The 19,300-nt window shown below is 49.5% G+C and carries 18 protein-coding genes; 9 read left to right on the top strand and 9 right to left on the bottom strand.

The window, feature by feature from the left end:
- Window positions 1-16: 16 nt before the first annotated feature.
- The 4 genes from xth to pgl form a co-directional block, all read right to left on the bottom strand.
- A complete protein-coding gene (xth, locus tag A8707_RS06090) occupies window positions 17-811 on the bottom strand; it encodes an exodeoxyribonuclease III (protein ID WP_068815909.1) in 795 nt (264 codons plus the stop codon).
- 74 nt (window positions 812-885) lie between these two features.
- Complete coding sequence (locus A8707_RS06085; protein WP_068815908.1) at window positions 886-2,229, bottom strand: protein kinase domain-containing protein; 1,344 nt, start codon at window positions 2,227-2,229, stop codon at window positions 886-888.
- 173 nt (window positions 2,230-2,402) lie between these two features.
- Window positions 2,403-3,122 carry an FHA domain-containing protein gene (locus tag A8707_RS06080; RefSeq protein ID WP_068815907.1) on the bottom strand — a complete coding sequence of 240 codons (720 nt, stop codon included), beginning with the start codon at window positions 3,120-3,122 and terminating at the stop codon, window positions 2,403-2,405.
- 43 nt (window positions 3,123-3,165) lie between these two features.
- Window positions 3,166-3,894, bottom strand: coding sequence for a 6-phosphogluconolactonase (pgl, locus tag A8707_RS06075; RefSeq protein WP_068815954.1), 729 nt, complete (start codon window positions 3,892-3,894; stop codon window positions 3,166-3,168).
- Between the two features lie 164 nt (window positions 3,895-4,058).
- Between pgl and A8707_RS06070 the strand changes: the two genes are divergently transcribed.
- On the top strand, window positions 4,059-4,640 hold the full coding sequence (locus tag A8707_RS06070) for a prolyl hydroxylase family protein (RefSeq protein WP_068815906.1): 582 nt from the start codon (window positions 4,059-4,061) through the stop codon (window positions 4,638-4,640).
- Between the two features lies 1 nt (window position 4,641).
- On the opposite strand, the gene A8707_RS06065 is transcribed toward A8707_RS06070, so the two are convergent.
- The 3 genes from A8707_RS06065 to psbZ all read right to left on the bottom strand — a co-directional run bounded on the left by A8707_RS06065 (window position 4,642) and on the right by psbZ (window position 6,827).
- Window positions 4,642-5,658, bottom strand: coding sequence for a sulfate/molybdate ABC transporter ATP-binding protein (locus tag A8707_RS06065; protein WP_068815905.1), 1,017 nt, complete (start codon window positions 5,656-5,658; stop codon window positions 4,642-4,644).
- 138 nt (window positions 5,659-5,796) lie between these two features.
- Window positions 5,797-6,378 (bottom strand): 6,7-dimethyl-8-ribityllumazine synthase, encoded by a 582-nt coding sequence (ribH, locus tag A8707_RS06060; RefSeq protein WP_068815904.1) that lies wholly within the window; start codon window positions 6,376-6,378, stop codon window positions 5,797-5,799.
- Window positions 6,379-6,638: 260 nt separating this feature from the next.
- Window positions 6,639-6,827: a photosystem II reaction center protein PsbZ gene (psbZ, locus tag A8707_RS06055; protein ID WP_068815903.1), complete on the bottom strand. Its 189-nt coding sequence runs from the start codon at window positions 6,825-6,827 to the stop codon at window positions 6,639-6,641.
- A 95-nt stretch (window positions 6,828-6,922) separates the two neighbouring features.
- Between psbZ and A8707_RS06050 the strand changes: the two genes are divergently transcribed.
- From A8707_RS06050 to A8707_RS06025, 6 genes are all read left to right on the top strand, one after another.
- Window positions 6,923-9,649 (top strand): CBS domain-containing protein, encoded by a 2,727-nt coding sequence (locus A8707_RS06050; RefSeq protein WP_068815902.1) that lies wholly within the window; start codon window positions 6,923-6,925, stop codon window positions 9,647-9,649.
- A 63-nt stretch (window positions 9,650-9,712) separates the two neighbouring features.
- A complete protein-coding gene (locus tag A8707_RS06045; protein WP_082906246.1) occupies window positions 9,713-11,332 on the top strand; it encodes a serine/threonine-protein kinase in 1,620 nt (539 codons plus the stop codon).
- A 69-nt stretch (window positions 11,333-11,401) separates the two neighbouring features.
- On the top strand, window positions 11,402-11,728 hold the full coding sequence (locus A8707_RS06040; RefSeq protein WP_068815900.1) for a DUF6825 family protein: 327 nt from the start codon (window positions 11,402-11,404) through the stop codon (window positions 11,726-11,728).
- 54 nt (window positions 11,729-11,782) lie between these two features.
- Window positions 11,783-13,639: an ABC1 kinase family protein gene (locus tag A8707_RS06035; RefSeq protein ID WP_331711684.1), complete on the top strand. Its 1,857-nt coding sequence runs from the start codon at window positions 11,783-11,785 to the stop codon at window positions 13,637-13,639.
- 32 nt (window positions 13,640-13,671) lie between these two features.
- Complete coding sequence (locus tag A8707_RS06030; protein ID WP_068815898.1) at window positions 13,672-14,415, top strand: Stp1/IreP family PP2C-type Ser/Thr phosphatase; 744 nt, start codon at window positions 13,672-13,674, stop codon at window positions 14,413-14,415.
- A gap of 373 nt (window positions 14,416-14,788) precedes the next feature.
- Complete coding sequence (locus A8707_RS06025; protein ID WP_068815897.1) at window positions 14,789-14,986, top strand: NblA/ycf18 family protein; 198 nt, start codon at window positions 14,789-14,791, stop codon at window positions 14,984-14,986.
- 426 nt (window positions 14,987-15,412) lie between these two features.
- Here the strand turns inward: A8707_RS06025 and dprA are convergent, their stop codons facing one another.
- Window positions 15,413-16,546 (bottom strand): DNA-processing protein DprA, encoded by a 1,134-nt coding sequence (gene dprA, locus A8707_RS06020; protein ID WP_068815896.1) that lies wholly within the window; start codon window positions 16,544-16,546, stop codon window positions 15,413-15,415.
- Between the two features lie 558 nt (window positions 16,547-17,104).
- Here dprA and A8707_RS06015 point away from each other — a divergent pair.
- Both A8707_RS06015 and A8707_RS06010 read left to right on the top strand, forming a co-directional pair.
- Window positions 17,105-18,118 carry a glycosyltransferase family 2 protein gene (locus A8707_RS06015; protein ID WP_068815895.1) on the top strand — a complete coding sequence of 338 codons (1,014 nt, stop codon included), beginning with the start codon at window positions 17,105-17,107 and terminating at the stop codon, window positions 18,116-18,118.
- A gap of 34 nt (window positions 18,119-18,152) precedes the next feature.
- Window positions 18,153-18,956 (top strand): PIG-L deacetylase family protein, encoded by an 804-nt coding sequence (locus tag A8707_RS06010; RefSeq protein ID WP_068815894.1) that lies wholly within the window; start codon window positions 18,153-18,155, stop codon window positions 18,954-18,956.
- 86 nt (window positions 18,957-19,042) lie between these two features.
- Here the strand turns inward: A8707_RS06010 and A8707_RS06005 are convergent, their stop codons facing one another.
- Window positions 19,043-19,288 carry a DNA-directed RNA polymerase subunit omega gene (locus A8707_RS06005; protein WP_068815893.1) on the bottom strand — a complete coding sequence of 82 codons (246 nt, stop codon included), beginning with the start codon at window positions 19,286-19,288 and terminating at the stop codon, window positions 19,043-19,045.
- Window positions 19,289-19,300: the final 12 nt, after the last annotated feature.

The following is a 19,300-nucleotide window of genomic DNA, read 5'->3' as shown; positions in this document are numbered from 1 at the left end:
CCACAATCGTTTCCTACTAACTTAGCGAAAGTTCGGCAATCACGGGCGTATGATCACTTGGCTGGGTGAGTTTGCGAGGTGCGGTGTCGATCGTGCAGGCGATCGTGCGTTCATATAAGTGAGGAGTCACATAATGGTGATCAATTCGCCAGCCCGCATTGCGACGAAACGCCCCCGTGCGATAATCCCACCAGCTAAACTGTCCGCCATCTTGATTAAATTTGCGAAACAGATCCGCCAAGCCCAAATCGAGAACGTGGCGCAGCGCTTCTCGCTCAGCGTCGGTTGCCATCACCTGCTTTTCGCGTCCTTTCGGGTCGTGAATATCCAAATCGTCTAAAGCGATGTTGAAGTCACCGCACACCAGCAAATTCTCTGTCTGTTGCAGCAAAACGTGCAGATATTCTCGCAGCACCTTGAGCCAGTGCAGCTTATAGACATATTTGTCACTTCCCACTGCTGACCCATTAGGGACATAGAGATTGACGACTCTAACTCCCTCTAAAACCCCGGTGATCACCCGTTTCTGTTCATCCAAATCGCCCACTAGACTCTCTGGCAAGACTGCCCCAAATCCCATGCTGACATTCGCAAGCGTTGATCGACTGATCAACGCCACGCCGTTATAGCTTTTCTGCCCAAACGCATAAACCTGATAGTCAAGATCAGTAAACGCCGATCGCGGAAAACTCTCATCGACCACTTTGGTTTCTTGCAAACACAACACGTCGATCGGGTTGTCTTGCAGCCATCCCACAACTTGCTCCAGTCGAGTTCTCACCGAGTTAACATTCCACGTCGCAATTTTCATAAGGCAATCAAATCAGGCAATAGAAAACAGCGTACTGGAAAAAGCCGCGAGTCTCCAATCCTGTTTTCTGCTGCTTAAATAATTTGCCGCAGTGCCTCCGAAACTTCTGGCGCTGATGCGTAGCGATCGCTGATTTCGGGGTGGGTCAATTTGCGAATCACCTGCACAACCTCAGGGCTTAACCCAGGCACATACTCCGCATAAAAGCGGTATCCCTGCTCTCGATAGCGATAAAACTCGCCGGGGTCTTGACCCGACAACAAAAACGCCAGCGTTGTTCCTAGAGAATATAAATCTGAAGCAGGACTGATCTCTCCTTGATACTGTTCGGGTGCGCTGTAGCTAATCGCGCTAGTCCGGTGTTTAGCCTCTAAGCTCAAAACTCTAATCGCCCCAAAATCGACCAAAGCAATCTCGCCAAAGGCAGTTGGAGCCGATCGCCGGATTAAGTTGTGCGGTCTAATATCTTGGTGTAAAACCGGAGGCGACAGTTGATGTAGATACTCTAGGACTTCACACAGTTCTAGCATCCAGCCGATCGCTTGTTTTTGAGGAATCGCGCCCCACTTTGTGACCTGCTGAAACAGCGATCGTCCAGAAACTAATTCCATGACCAGATAGGGCTGTCGCTCGATCGTAAAAAAATCCACGATGTGAGGAATGCTCGGATGACTCAGTTGGCTGAGGGCTTTGGCTTCTCGTTCAAACAAATCGAGTGCCTTGGGGTGTCTCACCCAATTGGGATTTAGCGTTTTCAACACCCAATGTTTGCCATCGCACCAAACTAGATAAGTAAAGCTCATCTCACCTTGACCCAAAAGCTTCACGACCTGATAGCGTCCGATCGTCTGCTGAACTCTTAGAGGCGCGCCGCAGTCAATGCAAAATCGCAAGTCTGGTGTTTTGCGAAGGTGAGCACAGGTGATGTTGCCTGATAAACTGGGCTTCTCACTGGGTGGTTCCATCGCCGTTGATCGCTCAGGAACCTGACTTTCAAGCACTCCCATTGCAGGCAGAGGTTGGGTGATGTCGTCGTCTAAAGCCGCGACTGCATTAAGTTGGGGTTGCTGCGGCACGGTGCGATCGCCCGCTAGCATCGTTGCTTCGTGGCTAGCAGAGACCCCGACGTGAATTTGAATATTAGGACCCGATCGTGCCAACCGAATAATCATTCCATTTCTGATGGGCACTTGAGTCATCCGTTTGCCGTCTAAATAGGTGCCGTTTGCACCCAAACTTTCGACTTCCCAAACAGAGTTAACCCGCCGCAGTTCTACATGATATCGAGAGACTACAGCGCTATAGAGAACGACGTGATTGTCGGTCGATCGCCCAATGCGAATCACCGATTCGTCGTCAAACGTCCAACACTGAACGGGCTTTAACTGGACAGGGTGTAGAAGGGTCAGAGTAATCACATTAGCGCCGTAGAGTCTAGATACGCAGACAGAACGAAAAGACTGCTACCGTCTAAAACTTTTTTATATTCTAATTCTGCTTTGAGAAGAGCGGTCAAACTATTAAGTGTCATCACTCTAACTTAGAGGAAATTTATCTGAACAGCTTTTTTTAAGGTCAAAAAAGATACGTGTCACAACGTTTGAAATAAGAATGAGACTTTATCCCCTTTACCGAGCGCAATGCGATCACCCGGACGCAGCCGATGTCGATTTCCTAGCAGCAGAGGCACGTTGTTGATATAAGTCCCATTTGAGCTTCCCACATCTTCAATGTAATAAGCATCACTATCTGCCCGAATATCGGCATGAATTCGAGAGACGATTTCAGAGTTAGGGAAGCCAGACACGTCAATATCAGGCGGAATCCGATCGTTGGGTTTGCCAATATGAACGACAGGCAACCCTTGCGGTAGCTCAATCACAACATTGGTTTGCAGATGCAGTAGTCTGCCTGACTGATGCTGCAACTGAGTGTTTGCACTAACCGGAGCAGATTGAACAGCAGTCTCTTGGGGCGGAATTGAGGTCGATTTGACGACTGACTCTTCAACCGGGATTTGGGGGGGTGGCACCACGAGCGGATCGGGCGAGACCAGCGGCTCGATCGCCAGCAAATCTGGAAAGCCACCAGGATCAGATGCCACCACGGATGATGAAACGGCGGTTGCGACCTGGCTCTCAGCCTCTACGGTCTTCAAGTTCAAGCCACACTGACCACAAAAGCTGGCATCTGCCTGCACAGTTGCTCCACAGGTTGGGCATTGAGTGGTCACCGGAAGCGGCGTATAGCACGCCTCGCACTGCACCGCACCATCAGGATTTTGATGATTGCAATTAGGACAAACAATCATGAAGGGTTCCCCATTTACCAAACCCTATGATAGATGAATAATTCTAAGTTTTAAGCTCCAGATTTTGTCCGGCTGGCTGGTCTAATAGCCACCACAGTTCTCCTGATGGATGAATCAGACGAGCAGGATAGGTCATATCGTCTGCAACTGAGGCAAAGATTTGCGTGAGGGCACTCTGTTTACTGGCACCTGCCACCATAAAAATCACCGATCGAGCGTGATTGATCAGAGGAGCGGTAAAGGTGATGCGCGGCTGTCCATCTTTGCTGCCCACCGTAATCAGTCGATCGTGCACCTGCAACGCATCGGTATGAGGAAACAGCGAGGCAGTGTGAGCATCATCGCCAATGCCCAACAAAATCACGTCAAATTCAGGAAACTCATTCGCTTTGATCTGAAAAAAGGCTTGCAGTTCTGCTTCGTGAGCTTGAGCGGAGATCGCGGGATCGGATTCGTTTGTCGCCATCGGATGAATATTACTCGCCGGGATCGCGACCTTATCGAGCCATGCGAGACGCGCCATTCGTTGATTGCTGCCGGGGTGGTCGGCAGGCACATATCGTTCATCTCCCCAAAAGACATGAATCTTATCCCACGGCAAGGATTGCTCCGCCAATTTTTCATAGAGCGGCTTGGGAGTGCTACCACCGGATAGCGCGATCGTCCCGATTCCTCGTTCTGCAACTGCCGTATTTAGTTTGTCTACAACGATTGCTAAGGCACGATCGATCAACGCCTCCAAATCTGGCAGAACTTCGACAACTCTATTCATAATTTCCACCATTGAAACAGTCCCCTGACAGAATAAGGGGAATTTTGCCATCTCGCCTTGCCCTACGGAATAGTTTCAGATCACCCAGATTTTTTGGGATTTTGCAAAGGTTTGAGGGTAGATTGAATGGGTCATTTCTATATGGGCGATCGGAGAAAGAATTCGTGAGCTATTCTGTCAAAGATTTAGGGGGAGAGATTTTGTTGATCGAAAATCTCTTAGAACCCTCACTGTGCTCCCACATCATCGACATAGCGGAATCTTCTCACTTTACGCCCGCCTCAATTTTGATCGGAACCGTTGATGCCGATGTTCGCAGCAGTGGATTGTTGAAGCTTGATCCCAAAAATTCGCTGCTCAAATCGACCAACGAGCTGCTGATTGGCAAAATCTCGATCGTCCAGCAAGCTCTTTTTAAGTGCTATGGAGTCAAGTTTCCCTATGCCGAAACCTGCTCTATCTTGCGCTATCTGCCCGGACAGCACTATAAGCGCCATGTCGATAATGTTTTGCTGACCAGTCGCTTTCAAGAGATTGAGCAGGGCATTCCGACAAGAGATGTCAGCGTGGTTGGCTATCTAAATGACTGCGAAGGGGGCGAGACCTTGTTCGATCGCCAAAACATCAAGGTCAAACCTCAAATGGGCAGTGTGATCGTGTTTCCGTCGTACTATACCCATCCTCACCAGGCGCTCCCCGTCACCAAAGGACGAAAATATGCCTGGACCAGTTGGCTCTATCACTAAATTAGATTGAATAGTAAAGCGGAAAAGATTTTGCGTCTTTTGGCTTGACATAGACCCGCTGCTCAGGTTCTAGCTTCAGTTCATCAAATCGATCGCGGGTCAGATGCGCCGTCACCACTTGCCCATCGTCGAGCGTCAGTTCAGCCTGAATTTCCCAACCCAAGTGAATCAATCGACTAACTCTAGCGGCAACCGTGCTGCCGTTTGCAGAAGTCTCGATCAAAACATCTTGGGGGCGCAAAAACATTTCTGGATGCGCTGAGTCAAACCCGTTATTTTGGAAGATGTGTGACGAGCTAGGCAGCACGTTGACCGGTCCGATAAAGCTCATCACAAAGGCACTCGCTGGGTGATCATAAATCTCAGCCGGGGTGCCGACTTGCTCGACTTTCCCTTTGTTCATCACCACGATTTCATCTGAGACTTCCATCGCTTCTTCTTGGTCGTGGGTGACAAAGACCGTCGTGACGTGGACTTCATCGTGCAGCCGCCGCAGCCAAGCTCTCAGGTCTTTTCGCACTTTGGCATCAAGTGCCCCAAACGGCTCATCTAACAGCAAAACATTTGGCTCTACTGCAAGTGCTCGTGCCAGGGCAACGCGCTGCCGCTGACCTCCTGATAGTTGGGAGGGATAGCGATCGCCCAGCCCCGCCAACTGCACTAAGTCCAGCAGTTCTTCGACGCGCTTTTTGACTTTGGCTGCCGTCACTTTGCGGATTTCTAGCCCAAACGCAATGTTTTGGCGCACTGTCATGTGTTTAAACAGCGCGTAGTGTTGGAAGACAAAGCCGATATTGCGAGCTTGCACACTGCGATCGGTGGCGTCTTCACCCGTAATCAAAATCTTGCCCACATCAGGAGTTTCTAACCCTGAGATCAATCTCAGCAGCGTTGATTTGCCTGACCCAGACGGACCGAGCAGCGCAACGAGAGAGCCGCTCTTGATTTCTAAACTGACTCGATCGACCGCCTGGAAACTGCCAAATTTCTTGGATACGTCTTGTATTACAATGCCCACCGCAATCTCCGGTTTTTTGATGAGATTACTGTAGATTTATAGCATAAATTCCGACGCACGTTTTTCTATGACTCTAATGAGATTATTTTTGGGCTGAGTGTCGGTGAAGAGAGGTTGCTTATGCTCATACAGAGTCGGTTATTCAGAAGATGGCTCGGCAACAGCTTCCTGAAATGAGGCGGATAGCGTGTGGTGATTGGTGGGCTCGATCGCTGGGTTTGGGTAGTGGTTGGCTGTCGAAGCACTTTTGACTTGACGCATCAGGCTTGCCATTTCTAGGGCATCCATGCCATAGCCCCAGCCGTGATTGCTCTTGATCCCGGCGCGCTCTAGTGCCTGCTGCATGGTGTCTGCGGTGATTACGCCAAAAATGACGGGAACCCCTGTTTGAAACCCAGTTGCCGCGATCCCCTTCGAGACTTCTGACGCAACATAGTCAAAGTGAGGAGTTTGCCCCCGAATGACGGCACCTAAGCAAATGATGGCATCATATCGGTTAGTGATGGCAAGCTGACGGGCGACCAGTGGTAGCTCAAAACAGCCCGGAACCCAGGCGTAATCGACCTGTGTGCCTTGAGGATTGACATCAACCCCGTGGCGCTTGAGGCAGTCTTGACACCCCTCTACCAGCTTATTGGTGATCAGGTCGTTAAACCGTGCAATCACCAGTGCAAAACGAAGGGACTCCGCTTGCGAAAAAGATCCTTCAAATATAGTCATTTTTTCAGTCTGAGTATCAACATTTCACAGCTACGATCGAGAGCAGATTGCCCCAGCTTCCACCTAATACTGTGACCCCAAGAATATTTGCTCAATCCACCAAAATCGTCAGCCTTTGAGTAGAGGCGACACTGTTATTTATTTAGAGTTTGCGTTTTGCGTCAGAATTCAGGCTCTGCTCAGGCATCTTAATCTGCGGAACTCCAGTTTAGAAGGGGTTGAAAGCATTGTGTTTCCTCCCCCTAAATTATATGACTTTATCAAACGACGAGGAAGTTTAATGCCCCAACTGCTAACACCAACAGAGTCCAGATTCCAGCACCTAGATAAAGTAGGCGCTTTGACTGATCCCAGTCTTTAGGAGATGCGTAAGCAACTGGCACTGCAACAACCATCACAAATGAGAACATGACTAAAGCAGCCAAAGCGGCTTGAAACAAAATGGTCATCGTCTTCTCCCTACTACAGCAAGTAAATTAAATCTAGGTTTGGCGGCATATAGGCTGCAACATTGATTAACCCTGAGTAGTAACCTATCAGAAAAATGGATCTGATTCTATGTCATGCCACGGCAGATTTCGATACCTTAGGTGCCGCGATCGGGCTATCGCGTCTCCTACCGGGATCGCGGATTGTGCTGTCGGGGGGTGCCCATCCCACGGTGCGAGATTTTTTAGCCCTATATCGCGATGAATATGCGCTAATTGAACGGCGATCGGTGAACCCGCAAACCATCCGCTCTCTGTCTGTGGTTGATGCTCAACGGCGCGATCGCTTAGGCAGCGTTGCAGAATGGTTAGATCTGCCCGACATTTCCATCACGGTTTATGACCATCATCAAGATGCAGAGAGCGATATTTCTGCTCAAGAACGTCAGGTTGAAGCGGTTGGAGCGACGACCACGTTAATCGCTGAACGACTTCAGACGGAGAAGATTTTGCTGACTCCGATCGAAGCCACGGCAATGGCGCTAGGTATTCACGTCGATACCGGATCGCTGACGTTTGACCACTCAACGGCACGAGATGCCCTGGCGCTAGCGTGGTTGATGACTCAGGGGGCAAATTTGCGGGCGATCGCAGAATACGTCGATCCCGGACTCTCGCCGATGCTGCAAGATCTGCTGAGTGTGGCACTCGAAAATTTACAGTCCGAAACGATTCAAGGCTACATTCTCTCTTGGGTGACGCTAAAAACTGAGGACTATATACCCGGACTTTCTAGCCTCGCTTCTCGAATTGTGGAATTGACTGAAAGTGATGCGCTGCTGTTGACCCACCGCTATTGTCGAGGAGCCAACTGTCAGGTTGACGATGGAAACGTGCTGAGTGTGATCGGTCGATCGCGCATCGAGGGCACCGATCTCAATGAGTTGTTCAAACCTCTGGGCGGAGGCGGACATTCCAAAGCTGCCGCTGTGACGCTGAAAGACGGCGATTTTCAAGTAGTCTTGACCCAGCTTCTGACGCGATTCAAGGCACAAATTCCGCCGCCGCCCACCGCACGAGAATTGATGTCATCGCCCGTTCGCACGATCCGCCCCGATACGACGATCGAGGCAGCTCAACGCATTCTTTTACGCTATGGTCATTCGGGTTTGTCGGTTGTGGATGCCGATGATCAGCTAGTCGGGATTATTTCTCGTCGTGACTTAGACATCGCCTTTCATCACGGATTTGGTCACGCCCCAGTTAAAGGGTATATGTCCACGAACGTGAAGACGATCGTGCCTGAGACGCGATTACCAGAAATCGAGGCGTTGATGGTCACTTATGACATTGGTCGGTTGCCTGTACTCGATCGCGGTCTACTCATTGGCATTGTGACGCGCACAGATGTGTTGCGGCAACTTCATCAAGCCAATACTCACCCTAGAGATGAGACGAACCCTTCAAACTCCAAAATCCAGACTTCAAAACCTAAAATTAGTCTCGATCGGCTCTCTCTCCACCTGCAAGAATTATTAGCGATCGCGGCACATCAGGCAGAACAGCGCGGTTGGCATCTTTATTTAGTAGGCGGAGGCGTGCGCGATTTGCTGCTGACCAATTCTCAAGAACCCGTGACGCTGACTGACGTTGATTTAGTCGTTGATGGGTTTCATCGCTCGGCAGACGTGGGCGCAGGGGTGGAGTTAGCGCGATCGCTGCAAAGTCTCTATCCCGATGCGCGTCTAGACATTCACGGACGATTTCAAACTGCTGCGCTGCTGTGGCACAAAGATCCCACCTTTGACTCGCTGTGGATTGACATCGCCACCGCCCGAACTGAGTTTTATCCTTACCCAGCGGCAAACCCAGAAGTTGAGGCAAGTTCGATTCGTCAAGATCTCTATCGTCGAGATTTCACCATCAACGCAATGGCGCTGCGGCTGACTAATCCCCGTTCAGGTGATCTGCTAGATTTCTTCGGCGGAGCGCTAGATTTGCAGGCAAAACAAATTCGAGTCCTGCACCCCAATAGTTTTATCGAAGATCCCACCCGAATTTATCGAGCCGTTCGATTTGCAGTGCGGCTAGGATTTGAGATTGAGCCACAAACCGAACGCTATATTCGCTATGCGATCGCCAGTGGCATTTATGAACAAGTCCAAAACCGTCAAGTGGCAGGTCGAGTCAGTGCCCCCGCGCTGCAAACTCGTCTTAAATCAGAACTCAAATACATTCTGCAATCGTCTTATTGGAAGGCAGCGTTAAAGCAGCTAGATCATTTGGGAGCATTGAGCTGCATTCATCCCAGTCTCACGTTAAACGACGAATTAAGGTGGCAATTACGCTTGGCGGATCGTTGGCTGCGTCGCTTCGATCGCTCCCAAACGTTGACTCACTGGCAGGTGCTTCTAGAAGTTCTGATCGCGGATCTGGCACCGAGCGATCGTGCTCTTGTTGCCCAAAACCTGCAACTCTCGGCGGATGGCACCGAGCGATTAGACCAGCTTGAAGCCGCTCAATCTGCGTTGGCGAATTTGTCAACCCGTCAGCCGCCAAGCCAGATAGCGCAGCAATTAAAACCTTACGAACTGCCGCTCTTAATGCTCGTAGCGGTCAAGAGTTCCCGATCGATTCGCAGACAGATTTGGTGTTATTTGACCGTTTGGGCGCATGTCAAGCCACTTCTAGACGGCAACGATCTCAAAGCACTGGGCTATCAACCAGGTCGGCAGTTCAAGCAAATTTTAGATGATTTGCTGGCAGTTACGTTGGATGGGAAAGTGCACGATCGAGCCGAAGCCGAGGCGTATCTAGCACACCACTACACCCCAAAGTCCTAAGTCCTGATCCTCAAAGATCGTTCAGAAAAAGGTAGCATAGTCTGGAATTGTGGAGGAAACCCAATGAAGCTGACACCAGGAATGACCTTACAAAGCGGTAAATACCTGTTAAATCAAGCTTTGGGAGAGGAAGGACTTGGCATCACTTATCTCGCAACTCAAACGCTCTTGAATCAGATTGTCGTCATCAAAACCCTAGAGTCTAGTTTGCAGGTGACGCGCAGTTTTCCTCAGTTGCACCAGCGCTTTGTCGAAGAAACGCGACTTCTTGCCCGAAGTCAACATCCCAGCATTGTCCGAGTTCTCGACTTCTTTCAAGAAGAAAACCTTCCCTTTCTCGTGATGGAACATGTGCCAGGGCACACGCTGGCAGAACAGGTCAAATTTAACGGAGCATTGCCCGAAGCTGAGGCAATTCATTACGTTCGACAAATTGGATCAGCGATTGAGATTGCCCATCGCAACGGGCTAGTTCACCGCAATCTCAAACCTAGCTCGATCATTCGTCGCCCCGGCACTAAGCTAGCTGTGCTGGTTGGCTTTGGAATCGCCCACGAAGTCGCGAGTGCCGTCAACTCACCTCAGACGAATCGTTCTGACTTCAACGAATTTGCGCCTCCCAATCAACCTAGGATCGCCGAGAACCGATTCGCGATCGACCTCTACAGCCTCTCTGCCACTCTCTATTATTTGCTATCCGCCCGTTCTCCCAGATCTCCTCAATTCGATCAATCGTGGAATCCAACAATCAAGCAAGCGATTTTGCGAGGAATGACCTCTGATGAAACTCATCGCCCTCAAACGATCGCTGATTGGCTAAACCTGTTGCCCCTTGAAGCCGTTCCTCTCGCCTCTGCTACGGCGCTGACGACTCCTAGTCAGCCTGCTCAACTAATAGAGCCAGTTTTAGAAGTCGCCAAAAAACAGGTGGCTCCCCCGATCGCCACCTCGTTACCCGTTTTACCAAAGTCAGAACCTGTCAAAGCCGCGATCGTGCAGGAAGATAATCTCGCCACCAAACGCCCATCTCCGGCGACGATCGCTCCGCAGAAACCCCCTTCTGCACCTAAATCGATTTCCGCAATTCCGCCTCGTAAGCTGTCTTTAGCATCAATGGCGATTCCGCTCGGCATTAGTCAACGTCTGCCTAAATTTCTTGGAATAACGAGCGCGGCTGCTGTCTCGATCGGGGTGGGGTTTGGGTTGGCGTTACGTTTCAGTGCCGCTCGCGCTCCGGGTGCTAGCTTCTTTCATCCCAATCAAGCCTTCCCCTCAAAAGATTGGAAAGGAACGCTGACTCCTCAAGGAGATATGTCTGATGTCCCGATTGAAAAATCAGGTGCGGTTCCAGGGGATTATCAAAATAATTTGGCATCTCCTCGGAGTGCTTCACCTACATCAAAATCCTCAAATAATGCGCCTCTCCCTGCGAATAATAGGGAAGAAGTGGCTGCTCCGTCCATTTCATCAGGAACGCCTCGTCGATCGTCTGCTAAACCCATCCCGGCTGCCCCAACCGTGAAGTCTGACCCGATTCCGGCTGGCTCGGCTCCTGCGATCGCGCCCTCGACTGCACCCGCTCCAGCGACGAGCGACCCAGTGCCGCCCACTCAATCTACTCCTGGCACCAATCGCGAGGCAGTTCCCGTAGTTCCGACTTCAAAGAACGACCCAAAACTTTAAACCCCTTCTGACTTCATCCCTCTCATAAGCAAGCTATAATCTTGGCAGCGCGCCTAACTAAAACTTCCTATGAACACCTCTCTGGTTCACGCCTTTTTTATGGGTCGAGCGATCGCCGAAATCGCCTACGAACAGCTAGAAAACGGGGTCACCAATGCCCTCAGCGAGTTAGGCAAATTTGATGCCGAGCAGCGAGAAAATTTAAGAATCTTCGTCGATCAGGTTGCCGAAAGAGCAGCCCGCGAAGAAGAGATCGCGATGCAGGCTAGAACGGGTTCGACTGGAGTGCGCGTAGAGTCTCAAACTGAAGATTTGCAAGCGACGATCGACGACCTTCGCGCCGAGATTGCCCAACTCAGATCAGCTCTACAAAGCCATCGTAGTCGTTCTATCTAAACAACACTACGCTTGTTATCGAGTTACATCAGCCCTATTTAGTTGGAAAGTCGAGTGTCTGTTCCTCCAAATGACTCCACTACGCCTCAGCGTTCGCACAGCGAAATTTTTATAGAAACGGCGGAGTCAGTCACGGGTGCTGATCTCCACGATCGCCCTGAGCAACTCCCACTTAACGCTATAGCGTTGCCCCCTGCAATGCCTGATAGAACCCGTAAATCAATGGGGAAACTCCACTCTGCAAAAGCCTATCGCTGGAGTCGAGAAAATTATTCACGTCGGGGTCGCTTTATCGACATTTGGGCATTTGTGCTCAAGCTGGTTGGGGCGAGGTGGCTCTATAAAGAGTCGTGGAGCTATCAGGGCGGCATTTCAGACGAGAAAAAGGCGACGAGACGAAGGAACCTGGCAGTTTGGATTCGCGAGACGCTGTTAGATCTTGGACCTACCTTCATCAAAATTGGGCAGCTTTTCTCGACTCGCGCCGACCTGTTTGCACCAGAATTTGTTGAAGAATTATCTAAACTGCAAGACCGCGTTCCAGCGTTTAGCTATGAGCAGGTCGAATCGACTATCGAGCAAGATTTGGGCAAGTCGATCGCAGAACTCTTTCGCAGCTTTGATCCGATTCCGCTGGCTGCCGCTAGTTTAGGGCAGGTTCACCGAGCGCAACTGCACTCTGGCGAAGAGATTGTCGTTAAAATTCAGCGTCCCGGACTTCGCAAACTCTTTGAAATTGATCTGCAAATTCTCAAGGGCATTACTCGCTATTTTCAAAACCATCCAGAGTGGGGCAAAGGGCGCGACTGGCTCGGCATTTACGACGAGTGCTGCAAAATCCTCTGGGAAGAAATCGACTACCTCAACGAGGGGCGCAACGCAGACACCTTCCGCCGCAATTTTAGAGGCATGGACTGGGTAAAAGTGCCGCGAGTCTACTGGCGTTCTACTTCCCCCCGCGTGTTGAGCCTAGAATATGCTCCTGGAATTAAGATTAGCCATTATGAAGCCTTAGAGGCAGCCGGACTCGATCGTAAAGAACTTGCCCAAATGGGGGCTAGAGCCTATCTCCATCAACTGCTGGACAATGGATTTTTTCACGCAGATCCTCACCCTGGCAACATTGCGGTCAGCCCCGACGGCTCTCTAATCTTTTATGACTTTGGCATGATGGGGCAGGTGCAAGCCATCACCCGCGAGAAGTTATTGGATACCTTTTTTGGGGTGGCGCAGAAAGATGCTGATCGGGTGGTTGAGTCTCTGGTTGCATTAGGGGCATTGGCTCCCACTGATGACATGGGTCCAGTGCGGCGATCGGTGCAGTTCATGTTAGACCACTTCATGGATAAACCCTTTGAGGATCAGTCTGTCAGCGCTATTAGCGACGACCTATATGAAATTGCCTACGATCAGCCGTTTCGCTTTCCGGCAACATTCACGTTTGTGATGCGTGCTTTTTCCACTTTAGAAGGGGTGGGCAAAGGCTTAGACCCAGACTTTAACTTTATGGAGGTTGCAAAACCTTTTGCAATGCAACTTATGACCAACGGAAATTCCTCCTCAGAGACGGGAAGCCTGCTGAATGAACTAAGTCGTCAAGCGGTTCAAGTCGGCAGCACCGCGTTTGGGTTGCCCCGTCGTATTGAAGATACGCTAGACAAACTAGAGCGAGGTGATATTCGCGTGCGCGTGCGATCGACCGAAACCGATCGCGTTCTGCGACGCATCAGTGGCGTGAACATGGGCACTAACTACACGCTGCTGACCTGTGCGTTTACGGTTTCTGCGACTATTTTGTTTGTGAGTCACTATCTCTGGTTAGCCATTGCGATGGCAGTTGCCGCACTTGCTGCCGCGATCGTGTTGATCCGATTGTTAATTAAGCTCGATCGTTATGAACGAATGCCTTAAGCTGGAGTGTCTCTAACTATCCTCGCTCACCCATGAAATGCCTCTTCACCGGGATGACGGATACGGGTTTGATCCGTGCTGTCAACCAAGATGCCTATCACCTCGACTCAGATGGGCGGTTTTTTATCGTGGCAGATGGCATGGGTGGGCACGCAGGGGGGCAAGAAGCCAGTCGTCTAGTGACGCAAGTCATTCAGTTATGTTTAGATGCTCATTGGAACGCAGCGATTCCTTCACAAGATTTGTTAGAGAAATCTTTGTTAGAGGCAAATCAAGCGATCTTAGATGATCAACAGCAGCACCCGGAACGATCGGACATGGGGACTACGGTCGTCGTGGTGATCTTTCGAGATGACCAACCTTTATGTGCTCACGTTGGTGATTCTCGGCTCTATCGTCTGCACGGGTCAAAACTAGACCAAATCACAGAAGACCACACTTGGGTGGCGCGGGCAATGCGTTTAGGCGAAATCACTCCTGACCAAGCGCGAACTCACCCACTACGTCACGTTCTTGCTCAGTGTCTAGGGCGAGAAGACCTTCAGAAAGTTGATGTCAACTCGCTGTCTGTGCAACCGGGCGATCGCCTGTTACTTTGCAGCGATGGCTTGACTGAAGAGCTTTCTGACCAATTGATCACAAACCAACTGAAGTCGATCCAGGTCGGTGAGAAAGCCGCCTCTGCCCTGATTAATGCCGCAAAAGATCATGGCGGGCGAGACAATATTACAGTCGTGATTGTGACGATCGAGAGTCTGAGCCGCAGTGACTATTAGCGGCATTTTCAGTGAGAATGTTCAACCAGTACATGTTGAGAAGATCTAATCATGCAACTGTCGAACGAAAGATTTACCTGATCAATAAGTCTCCCTTTTGTCATAATCGCTACCAAAATTTCTGCTAGTCTGTCGCGATACATACCGTTTTGAGGCTCACTTCCAATGAGGTATGAGAACCTTTGCTAAAGTAATCCGAGCGGGGTATGGTCGTTTTGTCAAATAGTTGTTATCTTTTGTAATAGCAAGGGACAGGTTGATTGATTCATTGGGTATCTTTGAAAAATCAATCCAGTCCAACGAGAACCTACTAACGGCTTTCCAAACCAATGATTCTCTAGCTGACCTACTCTCTTTTACATTGGAGTGTATTATGAACCAACCTGTAGAACTGTCTCTGGAACAAAGATTCAGCATTCGATCGTTTGAAACCCAAGTCGAAAAGATGAGCCATGAGCAAGCTCAAGACTTTTTGATCAAGCTCTATGAGCAAATGGTCATGCGTGAAACGATGTATCGTCACTTTCTTAAGCATCAGTGGGGCTTAGAGCCAGGTTCTCAAATGCCATAGACTGCCCTGAATTATTGGGCGACCTCTATCTCCTGCTTTGTTCTGAGCCAGAAAGAAGCCTGGGTCATGGGGCGTTCAACCAGACCAAATTGAACTAGAAAGCTTGCACCATATAGACTTCATTTACAGGTCGCTTCTCATCACAGTGACTCTTTCACACCTTAGATATCCCCTTAAGATTATCTTTCTGGTGCCAGCCACAGGGCGAGGTTTTTAATATATATCTGAATATCTAAGATTGCCCTCGGCTCAGTCTGCATTAAGTTGCCGAGAGGTTCATCGACAAAGCCCGAACATCCAGATGTCGCAGGAATGGTAGAAAGTCGATCTAGCAACAGCGCGGCGACGGAGCTTTCGACTAGCTTTTGTAAACGATTTTTGACCCTTTTGGAATGGCAGAACGCTGGTCCTGAGATGAAGAGGGCTTCAGTGAATCTGATAGCGCATTCCCGGTAATTGTGAAACGAGTCCCAACATTTCTAACTGCAATAACGCTCCTGAGACGGAACCTGCTGCCATCCCAGTTTGGTTTACGATCGCATCAAAAGCAGCCGCGTCCACGTTGGTGGTTTTGACAATCTCGCTGACCGATTGCAACACTTGACTCAATTCTGCACTCAGATCAATCAGGGGTAACTGCGTCTGCGTCGCGTCCATAATTGGGTAGTCTAGCTGAGGCATCGTCCCCAACATTTCTAGTAATTCTGCTTCTCCCAAAATCATTTGTGCGCCTTTGCTGATCAGTATCAGACAGCCTTTTGATTTGAGATTATCTAAACTGCCAGGAAGTGCATAGACATCGCGCCCATAGTCGTTGGCGAGATATGCCGTAATTAGAGCACCTGATTTTTTAGGAGCCTCAATCACCAGCACGGCTCGACTCAAACCCGCTACGATTCGGTTCCGACGAGGGAAGTGAGTCCGATCGGGCTGTGTCCCCACTGGATATTCGCTCAAAGCGCATCCGTTTTGCAGCACTTCTTGATAGAGCTGGCGATTTGCCCAAGGGTAAACGACATCGACTCCTGTTCCCAGCACAGCAACGGTTTTGCCTCCAGACTCAATGCAGTTGTGGTGAGCTTCGGTGTCGATGCCATCGGCTAAACCAGACACGACGACAAAGCCATTTTGTGCCAGAGTTGAGCTAAGTTTGCGCGTCCAGCGTCTGCCATAGTCTGAGGGATCACGAGTCCCTACGATCGCGATCGCGGGCAGGTTCCCTAAATCTTTCACCAGCTTAGAGTCGCCGCAGTAATACAACACGGGCGGCGGATCAGGAATTTCTCGTAGCAATCGAGGATAATCAGCCTCGGCAGGAGTCCAAAAATGTTCATTCTTTTGTTCGTGTTGTTGCAGCAAGCGATCGGGCTGACACTTATTTCGCTCTGGCAGAAGCTCTTCTACGGTTTGACTTCCGATTCCCTCAACTTCCATTAACTCTTTTGGGCTGGCTTCCCAAGCGGATTCCAGACTGCCAAAATGCCGATATAGTCGCTTGATCAACACCGGACCAATGCCCGGAATTTGCGACCACGCCAGCCAAAACGCACGTTCCTCCAATTTTCCGTCCTCACATTAAGGTGATTCTCGGTTAAGTGTTCCCTTAATTTGAATGTAATGAATAGTAGGGCGGTTCTCGTTTCCTGAAGTGGTTGGGGTTGAGGGTCAATTCGTAGCTGCATTCAGAAACGCCAAAAATTGCTTCAAGGTTTTCGTAGCCTTATTTTAAAAAAGTTCTCTTCTAAGCAGCATTTTGTCAAAAGCGCTTATCAGCACTGAGTTGTGATCTGGTATACGTAGAAAAACGCTGCCCTGACAGACAATAATTGGAATTCTCTACATTTACTATCAGTAAGATAAAAATGTCTCACCATGAATTTCTTATAAAGAAACTTTCAAAAGTATTAGAAATAGACAGAGACTGTATAAAATTTTACTGCGGGTTCAAAATTTACGGTTTAGGTCTGTAAATTACCTAAGTCATCATTGTCTTTAAGTTTTCGTGGCATTCGCACAAGTTTCTCATTTACCCGCACCACCTTCTTTAAGCGTTGCCTCTGCCAGCATCAGGTTTTATAGGTGGATTCACGTTAATTCTTTAAAGAAAAATTTAAATCTATGCCAGTTATATCCGTTATTGTTCCCGCTTATAATACAGAGCGGACCATTTTAGAGACGATCGCGTCACTCCAGTTGCAGACCTTTTCAGACTTTGAGCTAATTGTCATCAATGACGGCTCCACCGATCGCACATTAGAGCGGTTAAACACAGTCCGGGATGCTCGTCTCAACGTTTTTTCCTACGAAAACGCAGGGGTCTCGATCGCTCGCAATCGAGGTCTTCAGCACGCCACAGGTAACTTCATCACCTTTATTGATGCAGATGACTTATGGACACCTGATAAGCTTGAATGCCAGTTTGCTGCTTTAACCCAGTGCCCTCAAGCAGGAGTCGCCTACAGCAGAACCTGCTTTATGGACGAGCAAGGAAAAACCTTTCACGTTGACAACCTGACGTTGCCCGAAGGAGATGTTTACGCAAAACTACTGACCAAAAACTTTCTTCTCAGCCCCGGCTCCAACCCTTTAATTCGTCGGCACGCGCTTGAGTCAGTCAACGGGTTTGACCCAAGCCTAACCCACGGTGAAGACTGGGATCTCTACCTGCGTCTCGCCGCCCGTTGGGAGTTTGTCGCCGTGAACAAGCCCCAAGTTTTTTATCGTCAGTCTGCCACCTCAGCCTCTTCACAAGTCGAAGTCATGGAGCAAAATTCTCTCAAAGTCATTGAGAAGTCGTTTCAGGCTGCTCCTTCATTCTTAAAACCGCTCAAAAAGCAGAGTCTCGCCAATCTCTATCAGTTTTTAGCTCATCTTTATATCAGTCGTTGCAGGGAGAAGGATGGAGTTAATCTAGCAACCCAAAAGTTGTTAACAGCCGTTAAGTTTCATCCCCAGATTCTCCTCCAGAAAAAGACTTTAGGGTTGCTCTTCAAGCTCCTGCTCATGCGAGTGCTTTCACCCACGATCGCTCAAGATCTGCTTACAAGCGCTAGAAAACAGCGTGCTAATCGGATGCAAGTCTCTCAAGATGACCTGATCGTGACTGAGCTGCGAGCGCTGCTGAGTCGTTGATGCGATCGTCTACTCCTGTCGAGTTAAAAATATCATGATCTTAGTCAAGTTTTACCAGAAGGTGAGGTCTGCCCTCGCTTGGAGAAAGCAAAATCTTCGCGCAAAAGTGCTGAGATGTTGGATTTTGCACCTCAAGAGTCAGCCCATGCTCTCAAACCAAAAGCCTGCGATCGTGTTCGCTCCTCATCCAGATGATGAAACTTTAGGATGCGGTGGCATGATCGCATTAAAGCGTCAGCAAGGAGTCCCGGTTTGGGTCGTGTTTATGACCGATGGGCAAGACTCACAGTTTAATCACGAGCGCATTAAGACGATCGCAGAACTGGTTGAAATTCGCAAACATGAAGCCCTAGCCGCTTTGAACACGCTAGGCGTTCAGTCCTCAGAGATCCACTTTCTCGATTTACCCGATGGCAGCTTACCCGCCCTACCCGAAGCAAAGCGTCAGCAAGTAGTCGAGCAGTTGGTTGAATTGCTCAAGATGACCCACGCCCAAGAAGTGTATGTGACTTACCGTAAAGAGATCCATCCCGATCATCAAGAGACCTATGCTCTGGTGCGATCGGCGATTCTTCAATCTCAGCAAGCGCTAGAGCTAATTCAATATCCCGTTTGGGCAAACTGGCGACCGCAGCAGATCGACTTCAAGGCAGCAGAAATCGAGAATGTGTATCGCCTTGCGATCGCTGGCACACGAGATAAAAAGATACAGGCTCTAGATGCCTATCGCTCTCAGTATCTCCCTCTAAAACCGGGTGCAAAGCCTCCTTTGCCACCAGGGTTTCTCAAGTGGTTTGCCTCGCCCTACGAGATTTTCTTTAAGGTTCCTGATCAATAACCTTTCTTAAAGTCATTCAATAGAAGAATAGGGCGGAAGCGTTTGAGGTTCGCCTCTACCCCACTCTAATCGATTCAGAAATTAAGCTACTCGCCGATGATTTCTGGTTGAGTTAGCTCATCAGACATCTCAACGATCGCCCGCATTACAGGCTTCATCATGGGGTCGTCCCCACTATCAAAATCTTCAAAACGCCGCCGTTTAGCACGATTTGCCACCTGAACCGTAATGCGATAACGGTTAGACGCTGCCGAGATTAGTTCATCTGCTCGACGCATTAGCTGAGTCGTATCAAACACGGGGCGCTTATGAAGAGAGCCAGACTTTGCCATAGGGATTGCATT

Source organism: Phormidesmis priestleyi BC1401 (genome assembly GCF_001650195.1).
GTDB classification, from domain to species: Bacteria; Cyanobacteriota; Cyanobacteriia; order Leptolyngbyales; family Leptolyngbyaceae; genus Phormidesmis_A; species Phormidesmis_A priestleyi_B.
This window is presented reverse-complemented; position numbering and strand designations above follow the sequence as displayed.

Coding starts and splice junctions, on each gene's coding strand:
- xth (WP_068815909.1), bottom strand. CDS start 811: ATGAAAATTGCGACGTGGAATGTTAACTCGGTGAGAACTCGACTGGAG.
- A8707_RS06080 (WP_068815907.1), bottom strand. CDS start 3,122: ATGATTGTTTGTCCTAATTGCAATCATCAAAATCCTGATGGTGCGGTG.
- pgl (WP_068815954.1), bottom strand. CDS start 3,894: ATGAATAGAGTTGTCGAAGTTCTGCCAGATTTGGAGGCGTTGATCGAT.
- ribH (WP_068815904.1), bottom strand. CDS start 6,378: ATGACTATATTTGAAGGATCTTTTTCGCAAGCGGAGTCCCTTCGTTTT.
- psbZ (WP_068815903.1), bottom strand. CDS start 6,827: ATGACCATTTTGTTTCAAGCCGCTTTGGCTGCTTTAGTCATGTTCTCA.
- A8707_RS06050 (WP_068815902.1), top strand. CDS start 6,923: ATGGATCTGATTCTATGTCATGCCACGGCAGATTTCGATACCTTAGGT.
- A8707_RS06045 (WP_082906246.1), top strand. CDS start 9,713: ATGAAGCTGACACCAGGAATGACCTTACAAAGCGGTAAATACCTGTTA.
- A8707_RS06040 (WP_068815900.1), top strand. CDS start 11,402: ATGAACACCTCTCTGGTTCACGCCTTTTTTATGGGTCGAGCGATCGCC.
- A8707_RS06030 (WP_068815898.1), top strand. CDS start 13,672: ATGAAATGCCTCTTCACCGGGATGACGGATACGGGTTTGATCCGTGCT.
- A8707_RS06025 (WP_068815897.1), top strand. CDS start 14,789: ATGAACCAACCTGTAGAACTGTCTCTGGAACAAAGATTCAGCATTCGA.
- A8707_RS06015 (WP_068815895.1), top strand. CDS start 17,105: ATGCCAGTTATATCCGTTATTGTTCCCGCTTATAATACAGAGCGGACC.
- A8707_RS06010 (WP_068815894.1), top strand. CDS start 18,153: ATGATCTTAGTCAAGTTTTACCAGAAGGTGAGGTCTGCCCTCGCTTGG.
- A8707_RS06005 (WP_068815893.1), bottom strand. CDS start 19,288: ATGGCAAAGTCTGGCTCTCTTCATAAGCGCCCCGTGTTTGATACGACT.